14 protein-coding genes and 1 tRNA gene are annotated in these 15,010 nt (G+C 65.0%); 10 read left to right on the top strand and 5 right to left on the bottom strand.

Annotated elements, in window-relative coordinates; genetic code table 11:
• Positions 1–48: 48 nt before the first annotated feature.
• From QXZ85_RS10910 to QXZ85_RS10900, 3 genes are all read right to left on the bottom strand, one after another.
• Positions 49–249 carry a hypothetical protein gene (locus QXZ85_RS10910; RefSeq protein ID WP_315742317.1) on the bottom strand — a complete coding sequence of 67 codons (201 nt, stop codon included), beginning with the start codon at positions 247–249 and terminating at the stop codon, positions 49–51.
• A gap of 489 nt (positions 250–738) precedes the next feature.
• A tRNA-Arg gene (locus tag QXZ85_RS10905) sits at positions 739–815 on the bottom strand.
• A gap of 344 nt (positions 816–1,159) precedes the next feature.
• Positions 1,160–2,635 (bottom strand): HAMP domain-containing sensor histidine kinase, encoded by a 1,476-nt coding sequence (locus tag QXZ85_RS10900; RefSeq protein WP_315701881.1) that lies wholly within the window; start codon positions 2,633–2,635, stop codon positions 1,160–1,162.
• A 400-nt stretch (positions 2,636–3,035) separates the two neighbouring features.
• Here QXZ85_RS10900 and rpmH point away from each other — a divergent pair, with 400 nt between their 5' ends.
• The 10 genes from rpmH to dapE all read left to right on the top strand — a co-directional run bounded on the left by rpmH (position 3,036) and on the right by dapE (position 11,992).
• Positions 3,036–3,170, top strand: coding sequence for a 50S ribosomal protein L34 (rpmH, locus tag QXZ85_RS10895; RefSeq protein WP_006609582.1), 135 nt, complete (start codon positions 3,036–3,038; stop codon positions 3,168–3,170).
• A gap of 31 nt (positions 3,171–3,201) precedes the next feature.
• A complete protein-coding gene (gene rnpA / locus QXZ85_RS10890; protein ID WP_315701882.1) occupies positions 3,202–3,585 on the top strand; it encodes a ribonuclease P protein component in 384 nt (127 codons plus the stop codon).
• A 23-nt stretch (positions 3,586–3,608) separates the two neighbouring features.
• Positions 3,609–5,477, top strand: a complete 1,869-nt coding sequence (gene yidC, locus QXZ85_RS10885) for a membrane protein insertase YidC (RefSeq protein ID WP_315701883.1) — start codon at positions 3,609–3,611, stop codon at positions 5,475–5,477.
• 129 nt (positions 5,478–5,606) lie between these two features.
• Positions 5,607–6,266, top strand: a complete 660-nt coding sequence (yihA, locus tag QXZ85_RS10880) for a ribosome biogenesis GTP-binding protein YihA/YsxC (RefSeq protein WP_315701884.1) — start codon at positions 5,607–5,609, stop codon at positions 6,264–6,266.
• Complete coding sequence (locus QXZ85_RS10875; protein ID WP_315701885.1) at positions 6,263–6,634, top strand: DUF423 domain-containing protein; 372 nt, start codon at positions 6,263–6,265, stop codon at positions 6,632–6,634. The genes yihA and QXZ85_RS10875 overlap by 4 nt, the downstream gene beginning before the upstream one ends.
• Before the next feature lie 70 nt (positions 6,635–6,704).
• Positions 6,705–7,601, top strand: a complete 897-nt coding sequence (gene argB, locus QXZ85_RS10870; protein ID WP_315701886.1) for an acetylglutamate kinase — start codon at positions 6,705–6,707, stop codon at positions 7,599–7,601.
• Between the two features lie 80 nt (positions 7,602–7,681).
• Entirely contained in the window at positions 7,682–8,746 is a 1,065-nt protein-coding gene (locus tag QXZ85_RS10865; RefSeq protein WP_315701887.1) for a DUF1036 domain-containing protein, read from the top strand.
• Between the two features lie 201 nt (positions 8,747–8,947).
• Entirely contained in the window at positions 8,948–9,640 is a 693-nt protein-coding gene (locus QXZ85_RS10860; protein WP_316174070.1) for a pyrimidine 5'-nucleotidase, read from the top strand.
• A 274-nt stretch (positions 9,641–9,914) separates the two neighbouring features.
• Positions 9,915–10,760, top strand: a complete 846-nt coding sequence (dapD, locus tag QXZ85_RS10855) for a 2,3,4,5-tetrahydropyridine-2,6-dicarboxylate N-succinyltransferase (RefSeq protein ID WP_315742312.1) — start codon at positions 9,915–9,917, stop codon at positions 10,758–10,760.
• A 65-nt stretch (positions 10,761–10,825) separates the two neighbouring features.
• Positions 10,826–11,992, top strand: a complete 1,167-nt coding sequence (gene dapE, locus QXZ85_RS10850) for a succinyl-diaminopimelate desuccinylase (protein ID WP_316174068.1) — start codon at positions 10,826–10,828, stop codon at positions 11,990–11,992.
• 31 nt (positions 11,993–12,023) lie between these two features.
• On the opposite strand, the gene QXZ85_RS10845 is transcribed toward dapE, so the two are convergent.
• Complete coding sequence (locus tag QXZ85_RS10845; protein WP_316174067.1) at positions 12,024–14,081, bottom strand: methyl-accepting chemotaxis protein; 2,058 nt, start codon at positions 14,079–14,081, stop codon at positions 12,024–12,026.
• A gap of 162 nt (positions 14,082–14,243) precedes the next feature.
• Positions 14,244–14,981 carry a tRNA pseudouridine(38-40) synthase TruA gene (truA, locus tag QXZ85_RS10840; protein ID WP_315763900.1) on the bottom strand — a complete coding sequence of 246 codons (738 nt, stop codon included), beginning with the start codon at positions 14,979–14,981 and terminating at the stop codon, positions 14,244–14,246.
• Positions 14,982–15,010: the final 29 nt, after the last annotated feature.

Here is a 15,010-nt window from a genome sequence, read left to right as displayed (position 1 = left end):
CTATCCCCCCCACTCAACCGAATAGAAAATTCCAGAATTTGGGCCGTACTAATCGACCGGCTTGCCTTGGTGATAGATCTTGTAGCGCCAATCGAGGCGACGTTTGTATCGGGCCGCGAGTTCTTCGCGCGTGTCCGCCTCCGCAACGCGTTCGATCCGCTGACCTTCCGTGCCGACCCGCCAGACGACCCAGGGCTTTGCGGGCTCGCCTTCCGGATACAGCGGGCGTTGCTGCCCATCGTCGCTCATTTGGCTACCTGCCCTGTCAAAGCAGAAAAGACACACAAATCCCGCCCAATATTCCGCTAAAACCTTGGAAATGGAGGCGCATGTCCCTTGCGGAATCGAATGATTCGCCTGACAGTCCGGGCGCGACTCGGTTCCGATTGAGTCGTATCGTGAGGAGCAGGGCCGACCAACCGGGAAGTTCGTCCGGCCCCGCGTCCTCCGTGGCGCGCCCAAGCTCGGGGGTTGCGCCCCGAGGGGCAAACGGCTCGTTGGAGAAATCCGGCGGGCCGTTTGTCTTTGCTAGGACGATTCGTCTTTCGCATTGTGCGTACGGTAGGCGTACCGAAAAATCTGTAAAGCAAAATATTGACGTTCAATGTTGGCGCAACGGGATAACTTCATACAATCGGATTTGATTGTGCCACGGCCAAATGTTGGGGCTCGTGGTTGCTAGCTGGTGGCTAAGAATGGCCAGGAATTTGGGAAATGGCTCCAAGCCATTGAAAAGATTGGCGCGCCCGGAACGATTCGAACGTCCGACCCTCAGATTCGTAGTCTGATGCTCTATCCAGCTGAGCTACGGGCGCGTTTTTCGCGTGTGGTCTCGGGCTAATGCCCCAAAAGGCCGGTCCGGCGAGCGGAGGGCCCTGCGAAGGGCCACTGACTAACGGCTCCAGGCACGCTTGGCAAGGTGGCAGGAGCAGATTTTGCCGCCAATTTTTGCGCCGAGATGAGGCGCAGGCGCTGATCACCTCCCGTAAAAAAGGGCAGAGAGGGCTACCGCGTACGGTCGCTCGAAACGGACGCTGCGTTCCCTTCTCCTGAAAGGCCTGAACGCGGGAGATCGGGCGGGCGCCCGCGCCGGGAGGGGTACGCCTGGCCCCCCCAAATCTTGGAGCAATTGGCGCGGGCATCGGCCGCAGCCCCCCGCTCACGCCCTGGCGCGCTCCTTGCGGATGCTCTGCAGCTCGACCGGACGGTCGGGAATGGTGATGCGGAAGGTCGCCCCGAGCGTCCCCTCGACCAGCTGGATCTCGCCGTCGTGGGCGCGGACCAGTTCGGCCGCGATCGCAAGCCCGAGCCCGCTGCCGCCGGGCCGGCCGGCGCCGCGGAACGCTTCGAACAGGTGCTCCCGCACCTTGGCCGGGACGCCGGGCCCGGTGTCGGAGACCTCCAGGATCGCAACCGCCCCCTCGCGGCGGCCGGTGATCCGGATCTGGCGGATGCCGGAATTGCCCGGCCGGCTCTCCAGCGCCTGCGCAGCGTTGCGCACCAGATTGAGCAGAACCCGGAACAGCTGGTCCGGATCGGCATCGACCTCGAGGCCGCGCTCGACCGCCGCGACCCATGTGATCGACGCATCCGGCGACAGGCCCGCGGTCTCCCGGACCTCCGCCACGACCGACTCCAGCGAGACCATGCGACGATCCGGCGCCGGCTCCTGGACCCTGCCGTAAGACAGCGTCGACTGGCAGAAATCGATCGCGCGCTCGAGCGAACGCATCAGCTTCGGCGCAAAGCGCTGCACGCGCGGATCGGGCACGCTGGCGAGCTGGTCGGATAGCAGCTGCGCCGAGGCCAACAGGTTACGCAGGTCGTGATTGATCTTGGAGACCGCCAGCCCCAGCGCGGCAAGCCGGCTCTTCTGATGCAGCATGGAGACCAGATCGCGCTGCATGTCGGCAAGCTCGCGCTCGGCCACCCCGATCTCATCGCTGCGCTGGCTCGGCACGATGATCCGCGCGGCGCTTTCGGGGTTCTCATGGAACCCGACCAGGCTTGCGGTCAATCGTCGCATCGGCCGCACAAAGAGATAATGGAGCGCGAGGTAGACCAGGGCTGCCGTCAGCACGGCAATGAGGAGCGACACGACCAGCAGATTGCGGGAGAAGCGGTACATCGCCCGCCGCAGCGGCTTCTCGTCGGTCACGACCTCGATGAACTGGGCGCGGCCCGGCGCCGGCCCGACCACGCGCATCACGTGATCCCCGGTCTCGGTCATCATCTTGAGCGAATTGACGATCGAGGACCACGCCGTCATGTCGCGCATGTCGAAATCGTGGTCGATCGAGGCCGGCAGATCAGCGCTGGCGAGCAGGCGCCGTTGCTGGCCCATCTTGATGGCAACTGCACGCGCGCCGATCGAGGTCAGGATCTGGCGGGCAAGCGAATCCGGCACCATCCCTGAGGGCGCCGCATCGAGCACCAGCGCTGCGGTGTTGGCTGCGGCCAGCCGATCGTTGAGCCGGTTGGTCCAGAAATTGGCGATCGCGGGGACATAGATCAGCACTTCCGCGATCATGACGAGCGGAATGGTCAATAAGAGCAGCTTGCCGGACAACCCGAGCCGGCGCGACCGCTTCGGCCGCAGGCGCTCTATAATCGGTTGGTCGTCGGTTTCTGACACGTGTCGCCCTTCACGAGGCATCCCAACCCTTACCGCCCCGCAACATGAAGCCCGGCCCCAAGCCCCGTCAAATTACGGATCGCTCATGTTCCGGTTTCGATTACCTATGTTCGGGGCGGATCGATGCCATCCCGCCCGGAACCCGGTAGAATCGTTCTATCCAACGCCAAGCGCGACCTCCGGAGGCTTTCTGCAGACTGCCTGCCGCGCGATTGACGAAAACAGGTCGCTCCCGTATAAGCCGCGCCAACTGTCCGCGACGGCCCGGCTTGCCCGGGGGCGGCTCGATTTCTGGGCCGGCAGCGGCCTTTCTTGGGCCTGACCGCGTCACCGGACATCCTCGACAATTTAAACAGGCATATTGCCCTCTGGCAACTTGCCCGTCAGCGGAGATTGACCCGTGAAGCGGACCTATCAACCCAGCAAACTGGTGCGCAAGCGCCGTCACGGCTTCCGCGCGCGCCTCGCCACCACCGGCGGCCGCAAGGTTCTCGCTGCCCGCCGTGCGCGCGGCCGCAAGCGTCTGAGCGCCTGAAGCCAGGACGTCTCTCCCGGAGATTTCCATCATGGATCGGCTGCGGCAGCGGGCGGACTTCCTCGCCGTTGCCGATGGCGTGCGGGCGAGCAGCCCTGCCTTCGTGGTCCAGCGGCGGGAACGCCAGGACCAGGGCTCGATCCGGATCGGTTTCACGGTCACCAAGAAGAACGGCACCGCCACGGAGCGCAACCGCATCCGCAGGCGGTTGCGCGCGTTGGTGCAACGGCTCGATCCTCTGTCGATGCGGCCACACAGTGACTATGTGCTGGTCGGCCGACGCGACGCGCTCACGCGCGACTTCTCGACCATGTTCGACGATCTCAAGACCGCGCTGCAGAGGCTCGATCGGCCGCAGCGTCAGGCCGGGCCGCATCCAAAGCGGTCCCAGGCCAAACCCCGCCAACCAGTTTGAATGACCGGACGACAAGAAGAACGATGACCGACAATCGCAACACCATCCTCGCCGTCGTCCTGTCCGGGCTGGTCCTGATCGCCTGGCAATATTTCTACAACATGCCGCAGATGGAGCGGCAGCGCGCGCAGCAGGCGCAGGCGGAGCTCGCCAAGAAATCCGCACCGCAGCCGGAGGCGTCCAACACCCCGGCGGGTTCGAGCTCGGCGCCGCAGCCGGGCAGCTCGGGCGCGCCCAGCGCGCCTTCGGCGAACGCCCCCTCCGGAACCGGCGTGATGCCGCGCGAGACCGCGATCGAAGCTACCCCCCGTGTCAAGATCGATACGCCGCGCCTCGCCGGCAGCATCTCGCTGAAGGGCGCGCGGATCGATGACCTCGCACTGGTGCAATATCGGGAAACGGTCGATCCGAAGTCGCCCGCGATCGTCCTGTTCTCGCCGTCGAGCACCGCCCATCCCTACTATGCCGAATTCGGCTGGGTCGGCGGCGCCGGCTCGAACGTGCGCGTTCCCAACCAGAACACGGTCTGGCAGCAGCAGGGCTCGGGCACGCTGACGCCGTCGACGCCGGTCACGCTGACTTACGACAATGGCGAGGGGCTGACCTTCCATCGCACCATTTCGGTCGACGAGCATTATCTGTTCACGATCAAGGATGAGGTCACCAACGGCGGCACTGCACCGGTGACGCTCTATCCGTTCGGCCTGATCTCGCGCCACGGCACGCCGCAGGTCTCCGGCTATTACATCCTGCACGAAGGCCTGATCGGCTATCTCGGCGACCATGGCCTGCAGGAATACAGCTACAAGAAGATCGACGACGAGAAGGCCCTGAACTTCAAGGCCACCGACGCCTGGCTCGGCATCACCGATAAATATTGGGCTGCGGCGCTGCTGCCCGAGACCAATGCCCAGCTGCAGGCGCGCTATTCGTCGAATCTGGTCGACAACGTCCGCCGCTACCAGACCGATTATCTGGAGGATGCGCAGACGGTCGCGGCCGGAGCGACCACCACCGTCTCCAGCCGCCTGTTCGCAGGCGCCAAGGAAGCGGGCGTCGTCGGCATCAACTTCCCGATCGGTGGTCTCGGCGGCTACAATCAGGCACTCGGACTCAACCATTTCGATCTGCTGATCGACTGGGGCTGGTTTTACTTCCTGACCAAGCCGATGTTCCTGGCGCTGGACTTCTTCTACCGGTTCTTCGGCAATTTCGGCATCTCGATCCTGCTGGTGACCGTGCTGGTGAAGCTCATCTTCTTCCCGCTCGCCAACAAGTCCTATGCCTCCATGGCGAAGATGAAGTCGATCCAGCCGCAGCTCGCTGCGCTCAAGGAGCGCTATCCGGACGACCGGATGAAGCAGCAGCAGGAAATGATGGAGATCTACAAGAAGGAGAAGATCAACCCGGTCGCAGGCTGTCTGCCGGTGCTGCTGCAGATCCCGGTGTTCTTCTCGCTCTACAAGGTCCTGTTCGTCACCATCGAGATGCGGCACGCGCCGTTCTACGGCTGGATCCACGACCTCTCGGCGCCCGACCCGACCAACCTGTTCACGCTGTTCGGGCTGTTGCACTACGACCCGACGCAGCTGCCGATGTTCGGCCATTATCTCGCGCTCGGCATCTGGCCGATCATCATGGGCATCACGATGTGGTTCCAGATGAAGCTGAATCCGACGCCGCCGGATCCGACGCAGGCCATCATCTTCAACTGGATGCCGCTGATCTTCACCTTCATGCTTGCGGGCTTCCCGGCCGGGCTCGTCATCTACTGGGCCTGGAACAACACCTTGTCGGTGCTGCAGCAGAGCGTCATCATGCGCCGCAATGGCGTGAAGGTGGAATTGTTCGACAACATCCGGGGCGTGTTCTTCAAAAAAAGGGCGGCGTGACACCCGGCCGGCGCGATACAAGGCCAACGTCATCGCGAGCGAAGCCAAGCAATCCTGCATCGAAACGAAGGTTCTGGATTGCTTCGTCGCTTCGCGCCTCGCAATGACGCAGAGTGAGACTGCTCTCAAATGACTACCAGCACCACCGACGAGGCCGAGCTGATCGAACGGGGGCGAAAGCTGTTCGCGGGTCAGTGGCGCTTCGTCTGGGCCTCGCCCTCGATCGAGGCGCTGCCGCCGATGGGCCCGCTTGAGATTGCTTTTGCCGGCCGCTCCAATGTCGGCAAGTCCAGCCTGATCAACGCGCTGGCCGGCCAGACCACGCTGGCACGGACCTCGCATACGCCGGGCCGCACCCAGGAGCTGATCTTCTTCGAGGGGCCGGAAAACACGCCGCTGCGTTTGGTCGACATGCCCGGTTACGGCTATGCCTCCGCGCCGAAGACCAAGGTCGCATCCTGGACCACGCTGATCCACCAGTTCCTGCTCGGGCGCACCAGCCTCGCCCGCGTCTATGTCCTGATCGACTCTCGGCACGGGCTGAAGGATGTCGACCAGGAGGTGCTGACGACGCTGGACAAGTCGGCGGTGAGCTATCAGCTCGTCCTGACCAAGGCCGACCAGGTCAAGCCCGCCGAGCTCGCCGCCCGTATCGCCGAGACCGAGACCACGCTGGCCAAACATCCGGCCGCCTTCCCGCAGGTGCTCGCGACCTCCTCGCGCGCCGGCATCGGCATGGCGGAATTGCGCGCCGCGATCGCGCGCCTGTTGAACGAGCGCGGCGCATGATCCGGGCCGTTCGCATCCTGATCGCGCTCGCCGGATTGATGGGCGCCTCGGGCGTCGCGCTCGCAGCGATGGCCGCACATGCGACCGATGCCAGCCGGCTGTTGCCGGCCTCCGCCATGCTGCTGTTCCACGCCTGCGCCGTGCTCGGCGCTTGCGCACTGTCCGATCGGCGCGTGATCCACCCCCGCATCGGCCTGATCGCAGCTGGCGGCTTCGTTGTTGCGGCCGCGCTGTTCTCCGGCGATCTCGTCATGCGGCAGTTCACCGGCGACCGCCTGTTTCCGTTCGCCGCGCCGACCGGCGGCACGCTATTGATCGCGAGCTGGCTGGTGCTCGGCATCGCGGCATTGTGGCCCCGCCGCGGGTAAAGGCCGCTTTGCGCAGCATGCGGCAATCGGCTAGAAGGCGGCGACTTCCCCGCCAGCGAGATTGTCTCTCATGACCGACGCGACCCATATCAGCCCGCTCGATCAGGCCCGCATCCTGTCCGAAGCGCTGCCGCATATGCAAGAATATGACGAAGAAACCATCGTCATCAAATATGGCGGCCATGCCATGGGCGACGACGAGACGGCGAAGGCCTTCGCCCGCGACATCGTGCTGCTCGAGCAGACCGCGATCAATCCGGTGGTGGTTCATGGCGGCGGTCCGCAGATCGCGACCATGCTCAAGCGCCTCGGCATCGTCTCGGAATTCGCCGCCGGTCTTCGCATCACCGATGCCGCCACCATCGAGATCGTCGAGATGGTGCTGGCTGGCTCGATCAACAAGCAGCTGGTCGGCTACATCAACGAAGCCGGTGGCAAGGCCGTCGGCCTGTGCGGCAAGGACGGCAACATGGTGCGCGCGGTCAAGGCGACGCGCACCATGGTCGATCCGGATTCGCACATCGAAAAGGTGGTCGATCTCGGCTTCGTGGGCGAGCCGGAAAAAGTCGATCTGACGCTGCTCAACCAGTTGATCGGCTATGAACTGATCCCGGTGCTGGCGCCGCTGGCGACCTCCAAGGAGGGCCAGACCTTCAACGTCAATGCCGATACCTTTGCCGGGGCCGTGGCCGGCGCCCTGAAAGCCAAGCGGCTGTTGCTTCTGACCGACGTGCCGGGCGTGCTCGACAAGTCGAAGAAGCTGATCCCCGAACTCTCGGTCGCCGACGCGCGCAAACTGATCGCCGACGGCACCATTTCCGGCGGCATGATTCCGAAGGTCGAGACCTGCATCTACGCGCTCGAACAGGGCGTGCAGGGCGTCGTGATCCTGGATGGCAAGGTCCCGCACGCGGTGCTGCTCGAACTCTTCACCAACCAGGGCACCGGCACGCTGATCCACAAGTGAGAACACCCCGCCATCTCTCTCCGTCATGGCCGGACTTGTTCCGGCCATCCACGTCTTGCTCCGGTCGTGGGAACAAAGACGTGGATGCCCGGGTCAAGCCCGGGCATGACGATGTGGAGATACTCGGGCGCGCTACGTCCCTATGGACTCGCAGCGCGCTCGCTCTATCCGCTACTCTTCTCGCCCTTGTCGTCTCCACCAGCCCCGCGGCCGCCGACCTGAAACTCTGCAACCGCATGAGCTATGTCGTCGAGGCCGCGATCGGCGTCGACGAGAAATCGGCCACCGCGACGCGCGGCTGGTTTCGGATCGATCCCGCGGCCTGCCGCGTCGTGTTGCAGGGCGAGCTCAGCGCCGACCGCATCCTGTTGCATGCGCGCGCGCTCAGCCTCTACGGCGCCTCGCCGATCGCGGAGAACGGCAACGACACGCTGTGCGTGGCGCAGGACAATTTCGTGATCGCCGCCGCACGGCAGTGCCGGAGCGGACAGACCCCGGCACCCTTCACCCAGATCACGCCGACCAAGACCGAGGACGGCAACCTGGTCGCCTATCTCGCCGAGAGTGCCGAATATGACGACGAACAGGCGCGCCTCGCGGCCATCCAGCGGCTGCTCGGCATTGCCGGCTACGACGCTTCGCCGATCGACGGCGTCGACGGACCCAAGACACAGGCCGCCCTTGCTGCCTTCCTGAAAAGCCGCGGCCTCGCTTCCGATGTGGTCTCGCAGCCGAATTTCTTTTCCACCATGGTCGATGCGGTGCAGGCGCCCTCGCCGACGGGGCTGACCTGGTGCAACGACACGCCGCACAAGGTGATGGCGGCGGTGGCGACTGACGACGGCAGGACCGTGATCAGCCGCGGCTGGTATCGCATCGATCCCGGCAAATGCCTGCATCCGGACATCACGGGCCAGCCGAAGAAGGTGTACAGCTATGCCGAAGCCATCGATGCCGACAACCGCAGCATCAAGGTCAAGGACAAGCCGCTGCGCTGGGGCGGGCTGACGCAACTCTGCACCCGCGAGAGCAAGTTCGAGACCTCGGAACAGGGCGACTGCCCGAGCCGCGGCTTTGCGGCGACCGGCTTCACCGCGGTCGACGTCGCCCGCAGCGGCAAGACGTTACGGTTTGCGCTGCCGTGATGAGCGTGCGTGCAGTGCCGCCACACACGATGCTGTCGTCCCCTCGGAAGCGGGGACCCATAACCACCGGCGGCGTTGGTACGAAGAACGACAACGATCGGCGGTGCGTTACAGATAAATTCCGCGGTATGGATCGCCGCTTTCGCGGGGATGACGGTGGAATTTGCGGCAGCCTTCCGCGGATCACAGGCTGAAAGAGATATGACGAAATCCTCCCGCACCTTCGACCACGTCGAGACCTGGGTGTTCGATCTCGACAACACCCTGTATCCGCACCACGTCAATCTGTGGCAGCAGGTCGACGCGCGCATCGGCGAGTTCGTCGCCAATTGGCTGAACGTCTCGGCCGAGGAAGCACGTCGCATCCAGAAGGACTACTACCGCCGCTACGGGACCACGATGCGCGGCATGATGACCGAGCACGGCGTGCATGCCGACGACTTCCTGGCCTATGTGCACAAGATCGACCATTCGCCGCTTGAACCGAATCCCGCGATGGGGGCCGCAATCGAACGCCTGCCCGGGCGCAAGCTGATCCTGACCAACGGCTCCATCGATCATGTCGATGCGGTGCTAGATCGGCTCGGCATCGCCTCACACTTCCACGGCGTGTTCGACATCATCGCGGCCGAGCTGACGCCGAAGCCGGCGCGCCAGACCTATGACCGCTTCCTCAAGCTCCACGAAGTCGACCCGACGCGGGCTGCGATGTTCGAGGACCTCGCGCGCAATTTGGAGGTGCCGCACGCCTTCGGCATGACCACGGTGCTGGTGGTGCCCGACGGCACCAAGGAGGTGGTGCGCGAGGACTGGGAGCTCGAAGGTCGGGACGATCCTCATGTCGACTATGTCACCGACGATCTGACCGGGTTCTTGCGAGGGCTGGCGCGGTAACGCCGCTCGTCGTGAGTTCGCCATTCCCGGATGGTCCGAAGGACCAGACCCCAGATGCGTAATTGCGCATCGGGAATTCTCGAGATTCGGGGTTCGATGCTTCGCATCGCCCCGAAATGACGGACCAAACAACGTCCCGCCATTCTCACCGGACCAGGACCTCGTCCGCGATTGAGCCGACGAGCATCCTTGACTCTCCTTCCCCAAATTCAGAAAAAGCTAGCTCGTTTTGCTGAATGCACCGCGCGCCGCCCGCCAATCCAAGGATCGATCGATGTCCCTCTCCGCCCTGGAATCCACCATCAACAACGCCTTCGAGGCGCGTGACGGCATCTCGACCGCGACCAAGGGCGAGGTGCGCGACGCCGTGGAAAGCGCGCTCGAATTGCTGGACAAGGGCGAGGCGCGGGTCGCCGCGCGGGGCACCGACGGCAAATGGACCGTCAATCAATGGCTGAAGAAGGCGGTGCTGTTGTCCTTCCGCCTCAACGACATGCGCGTGATTCCGGGCGGCCCCGGCCAGGCCACTTGGTGGGACAAGGTGCCCTCCAAATTCGAGGGCTGGGGCGAGAACCGCTTTCGCGACGCCGGCTTCCGCGCCGTGCCCGGCGCAATCGTGCGTCGCTCCGCCTTCATCGCCAAGGGCGTCGTGCTGATGCCGTCCTTCGTCAATCTCGGCGCCCATGTCGATGAAGCGACGATGGTGGACACCTGGGCCACGGTCGGCTCCTGTGCCCAGATCGGCAAGCGCGTGCACATCTCCGGGGGCGCCGGGATCGGTGGCGTGCTGGAGCCGCTGCAGGCCGGCCCCGTGATCATCGAGGACGACTGCTTCATCGGGGCCCGCTCGGAAGTGGCCGAGGGCGTGATCGTGCGCAAGGGCGCCGTGCTCTCGATGGGCGTGTTCCTGGGCGCCTCGACCAAGATCGTCGATCGCGAGACCGGTGAGGTGTTCGTCGGCGAGGTGCCGGAGTATGCAGTCGTGGTGCCGGGGGCGCTGCCGGGCAAACCGATGAAGAATGGCGAGATCGGGCCCTCGACCGCCTGCGCCGTGATCGTCAAGCGCGTCGACGAGCGCACCCGGTCGAAAACCTCGATCAACGAGCTGCTGCGGGATTGAGGCGAACGTTCCGGCCCGCCGAGGCCCTACTAGCGGCAGCCGGAGAGAGCGTGTTAAGCGAGGGCATGACCGATGCCCTCGCCATTGCCCGTGACCTGATCCGCTGCCCATCCGTCACCCCGGCCGATGCCGGTGCGCTCGGCGTGCTTGCAGCGCTCTTGAAGGACGCCGGCTTCGAGGTGCAGCGCGTCACCTTCTCCGAACCCGGCACCGCTGATATCGACAATCTCTATGCGCGGATCGGCAGTGAGGGGCCTCACCTTACCTTCGCCGGCCACACCGACGTGGTGCCGCCCGGAGACGAGAGCGCCTGGAGCCTGGGTGCGTTTTCGGGCGAGGTGAAGGATGGCTATCTCTACGGCCGCGGTGCGGTCGACATGAAGGGTGGCATCGCCTGCAGCGTCGCCGCGGTGCTGGATTACTTGCGCGAGCATGATGGAAAGCCGCGTGAAGACGGCAACGGCTCGATCTCGTTCCTGATCACCGGCGATGAGGAAGACGTCTCGGTCAACGGCACCGTGAAGCTGCTGAAATGGGCGGCGGAGCGCGGCGAGATATTCGATCATTGCGTGCTCGGCGAGCCTTCCAACCAGGAGGTGATGGGCGACTGCATCAAGATCGGCCGCCGCGGCTCGCAATCCGGCACGCTGGTCGTCGAAGGCAAGCAGGGCCACGTCGCCTATCCGCACCGCGCCGCCAACCCGGTGCCGGACATTTCGCGGCTGATCGTCGCGCTCTCCGACGAGCCGCTCGATCAGGGCAGCGCGCAATTCCAGCCGTCCAACCTCGAATTCACCTCGGTCGATGTCGGCAATTCCGCGAGCAACGTGATCCCGGGGACGGCACGGGCGAAATTCAACATCCGCTACAATGACTGCCATACGCAGGAATCGCTGCGAGCACTGGTCGAGGAGCGGCTGAGGACGGCCTGCGGCAACCGCATCCGCGCCCATATCGAATGGCTGCCGTCCAACGCCAACGTATTCCTGACCAAGCCCGGTTCGTTCACCGAACTTGCCGTTGCGGCAATCGAAGAGGCGACGGGGCGCAAGCCGGAGCTGTCGACATCAGGCGGCACCTCCGATGCCCGCTTCATCTCGAGCTACTGCCCGGTCATCGAGTTTGGCCTGGTCGGCCAGACCATGCATCAGATCGACGAGCGCGCGGCGGTGGCCGACATGGAGACGCTGACGAAGATCTATCGCGGCATCCTCGATCAGTATTTCGCGTGATCGGTGCGGACTACGCCAGCGACCTGTCGGATCAGGCGACCTTCACTTCGGCGAGGAACTGATCGACCTCGCGGCGCAGGTCGGTGGCCTGGCCGGCGAGGCTCGCAGCCGAATCCAGCAGGGAGCGCGCCGAGCCGCGGGTTTCGGCCGCGGCCGCGCTGACCAATGCGATCGACGACGACACCTCGCGCGTGCCGCTTGCGGTCTGCTGCACACTGCGCGCGATTTCCCGCGTGGTCGCGCTCTGCTCGGCCACGGCGGTCGCAACGGATCCGGTCACGCCGCTGATGCTGTTGACCACGGCGGCGATCTTCTCGATCGCGGCGACCGTGCTGCCCGTCTCGTTCTGAATCGCCACGATCTGGCTTTCGATCTCCTCGGTCGCTTTGCTGGTCTGAGCGGCGAGACTCTTCACCTCGGACGCGACCACCGCAAAACCCTTGCCGGCCTCGCCGGCGCGCGCCGATTCGATCGTGGCGTTGAGGGCGAGCAGATTGGTCTGCGACGCAATGGCGCGGATCAATTGGACGACGTCGCCGATGCGGGTGGCACTGCCCGCCAGGGTGCGGACCTTGTCGGTGGTGTCGAGCGCCTGGCTGGTTGCGTTCGAGGACTCCGAGGCCGCTTCCGAGATCTGCCGGGTGATCTCCTTCATCGAATGATCCAGCTCCTCGGAGGCCGCGGCCACCGTGGTCACGCCGGATGTCGCTTGCGCCGCTGCATCGGCGACGGCGGTCGCGCGGGACGCGGTGGCGCCGGCGGAGCCATCGAGCGCCTCGGCCGACTGCTTCAGGCCGCTCGCGGCGTCGCTCAGGCGGCCGCAGAGCGTGTCGATGACCTCGCCGAAGCGACGGGTGAGCGCCTCGATCTTCTGCCGGCGCGCATCGCGCCGCGCTTCGGCGTCGGCGCCCTGCAGCGCCAGCCGGTCCGCCTCTGCGGACTTGTCCTGCAGCACGCCGATGGCGTTGGCGAGCGTGCCGACTTCGTCGGTCCGGTCGCGATAGGCGATCTGCACGTCGCGCTCGCCGCCTGCGATGCGGCGGATCAGCTCGGTCAGATTGGAGAGCGGCTTGATGACGCGGGCATTGAACCAGATCGTTCCGAGTGCGGCCGCCCCGATATTGATCAGCAGCAGGGCCAGCGCCAGGATGAAACGGGTCTGGGAGTCGGCGATCGCCACTTCGCTCTGGCGCAAAGCCTCCGCGATCGCCGCATCGCGCAGCGGCAGGATCGTGTCGAGGATCGGGAACACCGAACGCAGGAACTGATCGGGATCGAGGTCGAGCACCTTGCCGCGATTGGGCGCAACCTGCGAGGTGTAGAACTCGCCACCGCGTGCCCAATAGCCGTTCTCGACCTCGGTCAGCGCGACGAAGATCGGCTTCTGATCGATCTCGGCAGCAGCCAGCTTGGCCGACGACCAAATCCGCTCGATGCGCCCCTTGAACATGGCAAGCGCCTCGGCCGGTTCACCCGTCATCGCCTGCTTCGTCGCGATGGCCCGGACGAGTGTCGTGGTGGCGCGGCCGGCCCAGTCACGCAAATCCCAGCCGAGCACGGCGAGACGGGCCGCCTGGCCGACCGCCGCGTTCGCCGAATTGATCCGGCGAACGATCACATCGACATGGCTGCCCGTCGTCTCCTGAATCGTGAACATCCGCGGCACGTAATCGCGGACGAACGATTCGGACCGCGCCGCCTTCGGCTGCGCGACGGCCTCGAGCGCGGCCCCACGGACCGCGCGAAGCTTCTGCTGGATCGAATCCAGCGCAGCAGTGTCTTCGCTCAGCCACGCGAGACTGCGGGCCTTGGCGAACGCATCATCAGACCCCTGAATGACCTTCTGCAGCGTTGCAAGCTCGTCCGCGGTCGCAGGGTTGGGCGAGGCCAGGCGTGGATTGACCATGGCGCGCTCGAGATTCAGCTTCTCCGGCAGCCGCAACATGGCAGACAGCAGTTGCGCATCACCGCCTGCTGCCTTGGCAGCCTGTAGCGCCGTCAACTGCTGCCAGGCGAACCACATGGTTGCGAGCAGACCGATGACCGCACCGAGTAGGAGCGAGAGCAGGAAGACTTGACGAATGCGCACGATCGACCTCGCCGAAGAGGAGCCTAGGCTCCCCGGATAGCTGCGAGGACTTCAATTTGGAGTTAAGAAACTCGGCCCTGCAATGCAGATCCGTAAGCCAATAAGGAAAAGCATTTGCAGCCGACGCACGCGATCTGTTCGGCGCCGCCGGTGAGGATTACCTCAATACTCCACCTTCACCAGATACAAGCCCTCGGGCGGGGCGACAACGCCGCAGGCGGCGCGGCTGCGCGCGGCGAGCGCGGCGGAGAGATCATCCGCACTCCACCGCCCCTGCCCGACCCATACCAGTGAGCCCACCATCGAGCGCACCTGGCTGTGCAGGAACGAGCGCGCGGAGGTGAGCACCGTCACGGCATCGCCGTCTCTGATGACGTCGAGTTGGTCCAGCGTCTTCTCGGGCGACCTGGCCTGGCACTCGGTGTCGCGGAAGGTGGTGAAATCGTGCTTGCCGATCAGCCGCTGCGCAGCTTCATGCATCGCGTCCGAATCGAGCCGCTGCGGCACGCGCCAGACCCGCCCCACATCGAGCGCGAGATTGGCGCGCCGGTTCATGATGCGATAGCGGTAGTGACGCTTGCGCGCCGAGAAGCGCGCTTCGAAGGTGTCGGGCACGATCTCCGCAGAGAGCACCGCGATCGGGTTGGGACGCAGATGGGCATTCAGCGCATCGCGCAGGCGATCCGGCCGGAAGTCCTTTTCGATGTCGCAATGCGCGACCTGTCCCGTCGCATGAACGCCGGCATCCGTCCGTCCCGAGCCGTGGACGCGGGTGGCGACGCCGCAGGTGGCCTGCGCCGCCGCCTCAAGCGCGCCCTGCACGGAGGGCAGGCTCGCCTGCAGCTGCCAGCCGCAGAACGGTGCGCCGTCATATTCGATGGTGAGCTTGTAACGGGGCATGTGGTTCTGTTGTTGCCGTCATCGCCCGG

The organism is Bradyrhizobium sp. SZCCHNGR1005 (assembly GCF_032489995.1).
Lineage (GTDB): Bacteria > Pseudomonadota > Alphaproteobacteria > Rhizobiales > Xanthobacteraceae > Bradyrhizobium.
The sequence above is the reverse complement of the archived record's forward strand: the minus strand, read 5'-3'. Positions and strand labels throughout refer to the sequence as shown.

Bases quoted from the DNA above. Each gene is read 5' to 3' on its own strand.
- QXZ85_RS10910 (WP_315742317.1), bottom strand. From the start codon at position 249: ATGAGCGACGATGGGCAGCAACGCCCGCTGTATCCGGAAGGCGAGCCC.
- rnpA (WP_315701882.1), top strand. From the start codon at position 3,202: ATGGATCGGCTGCGGCAGCGGGCGGACTTCCTCGCCGTTGCCGATGGC.
- yidC (WP_315701883.1), top strand. From the start codon at position 3,609: ATGACCGACAATCGCAACACCATCCTCGCCGTCGTCCTGTCCGGGCTG.
- yihA (WP_315701884.1), top strand. From the start codon at position 5,607: ATGACTACCAGCACCACCGACGAGGCCGAGCTGATCGAACGGGGGCGA.
- QXZ85_RS10875 (WP_315701885.1), top strand. From the start codon at position 6,263: ATGATCCGGGCCGTTCGCATCCTGATCGCGCTCGCCGGATTGATGGGC.
- argB (WP_315701886.1), top strand. From the start codon at position 6,705: ATGACCGACGCGACCCATATCAGCCCGCTCGATCAGGCCCGCATCCTG.
- QXZ85_RS10860 (WP_316174070.1), top strand. From the start codon at position 8,948: ATGACGAAATCCTCCCGCACCTTCGACCACGTCGAGACCTGGGTGTTC.
- dapD (WP_315742312.1), top strand. From the start codon at position 9,915: ATGTCCCTCTCCGCCCTGGAATCCACCATCAACAACGCCTTCGAGGCG.
- dapE (WP_316174068.1), top strand. From the start codon at position 10,826: ATGACCGATGCCCTCGCCATTGCCCGTGACCTGATCCGCTGCCCATCC.
- truA (WP_315763900.1), bottom strand. From the start codon at position 14,981: ATGCCCCGTTACAAGCTCACCATCGAATATGACGGCGCACCGTTCTGC.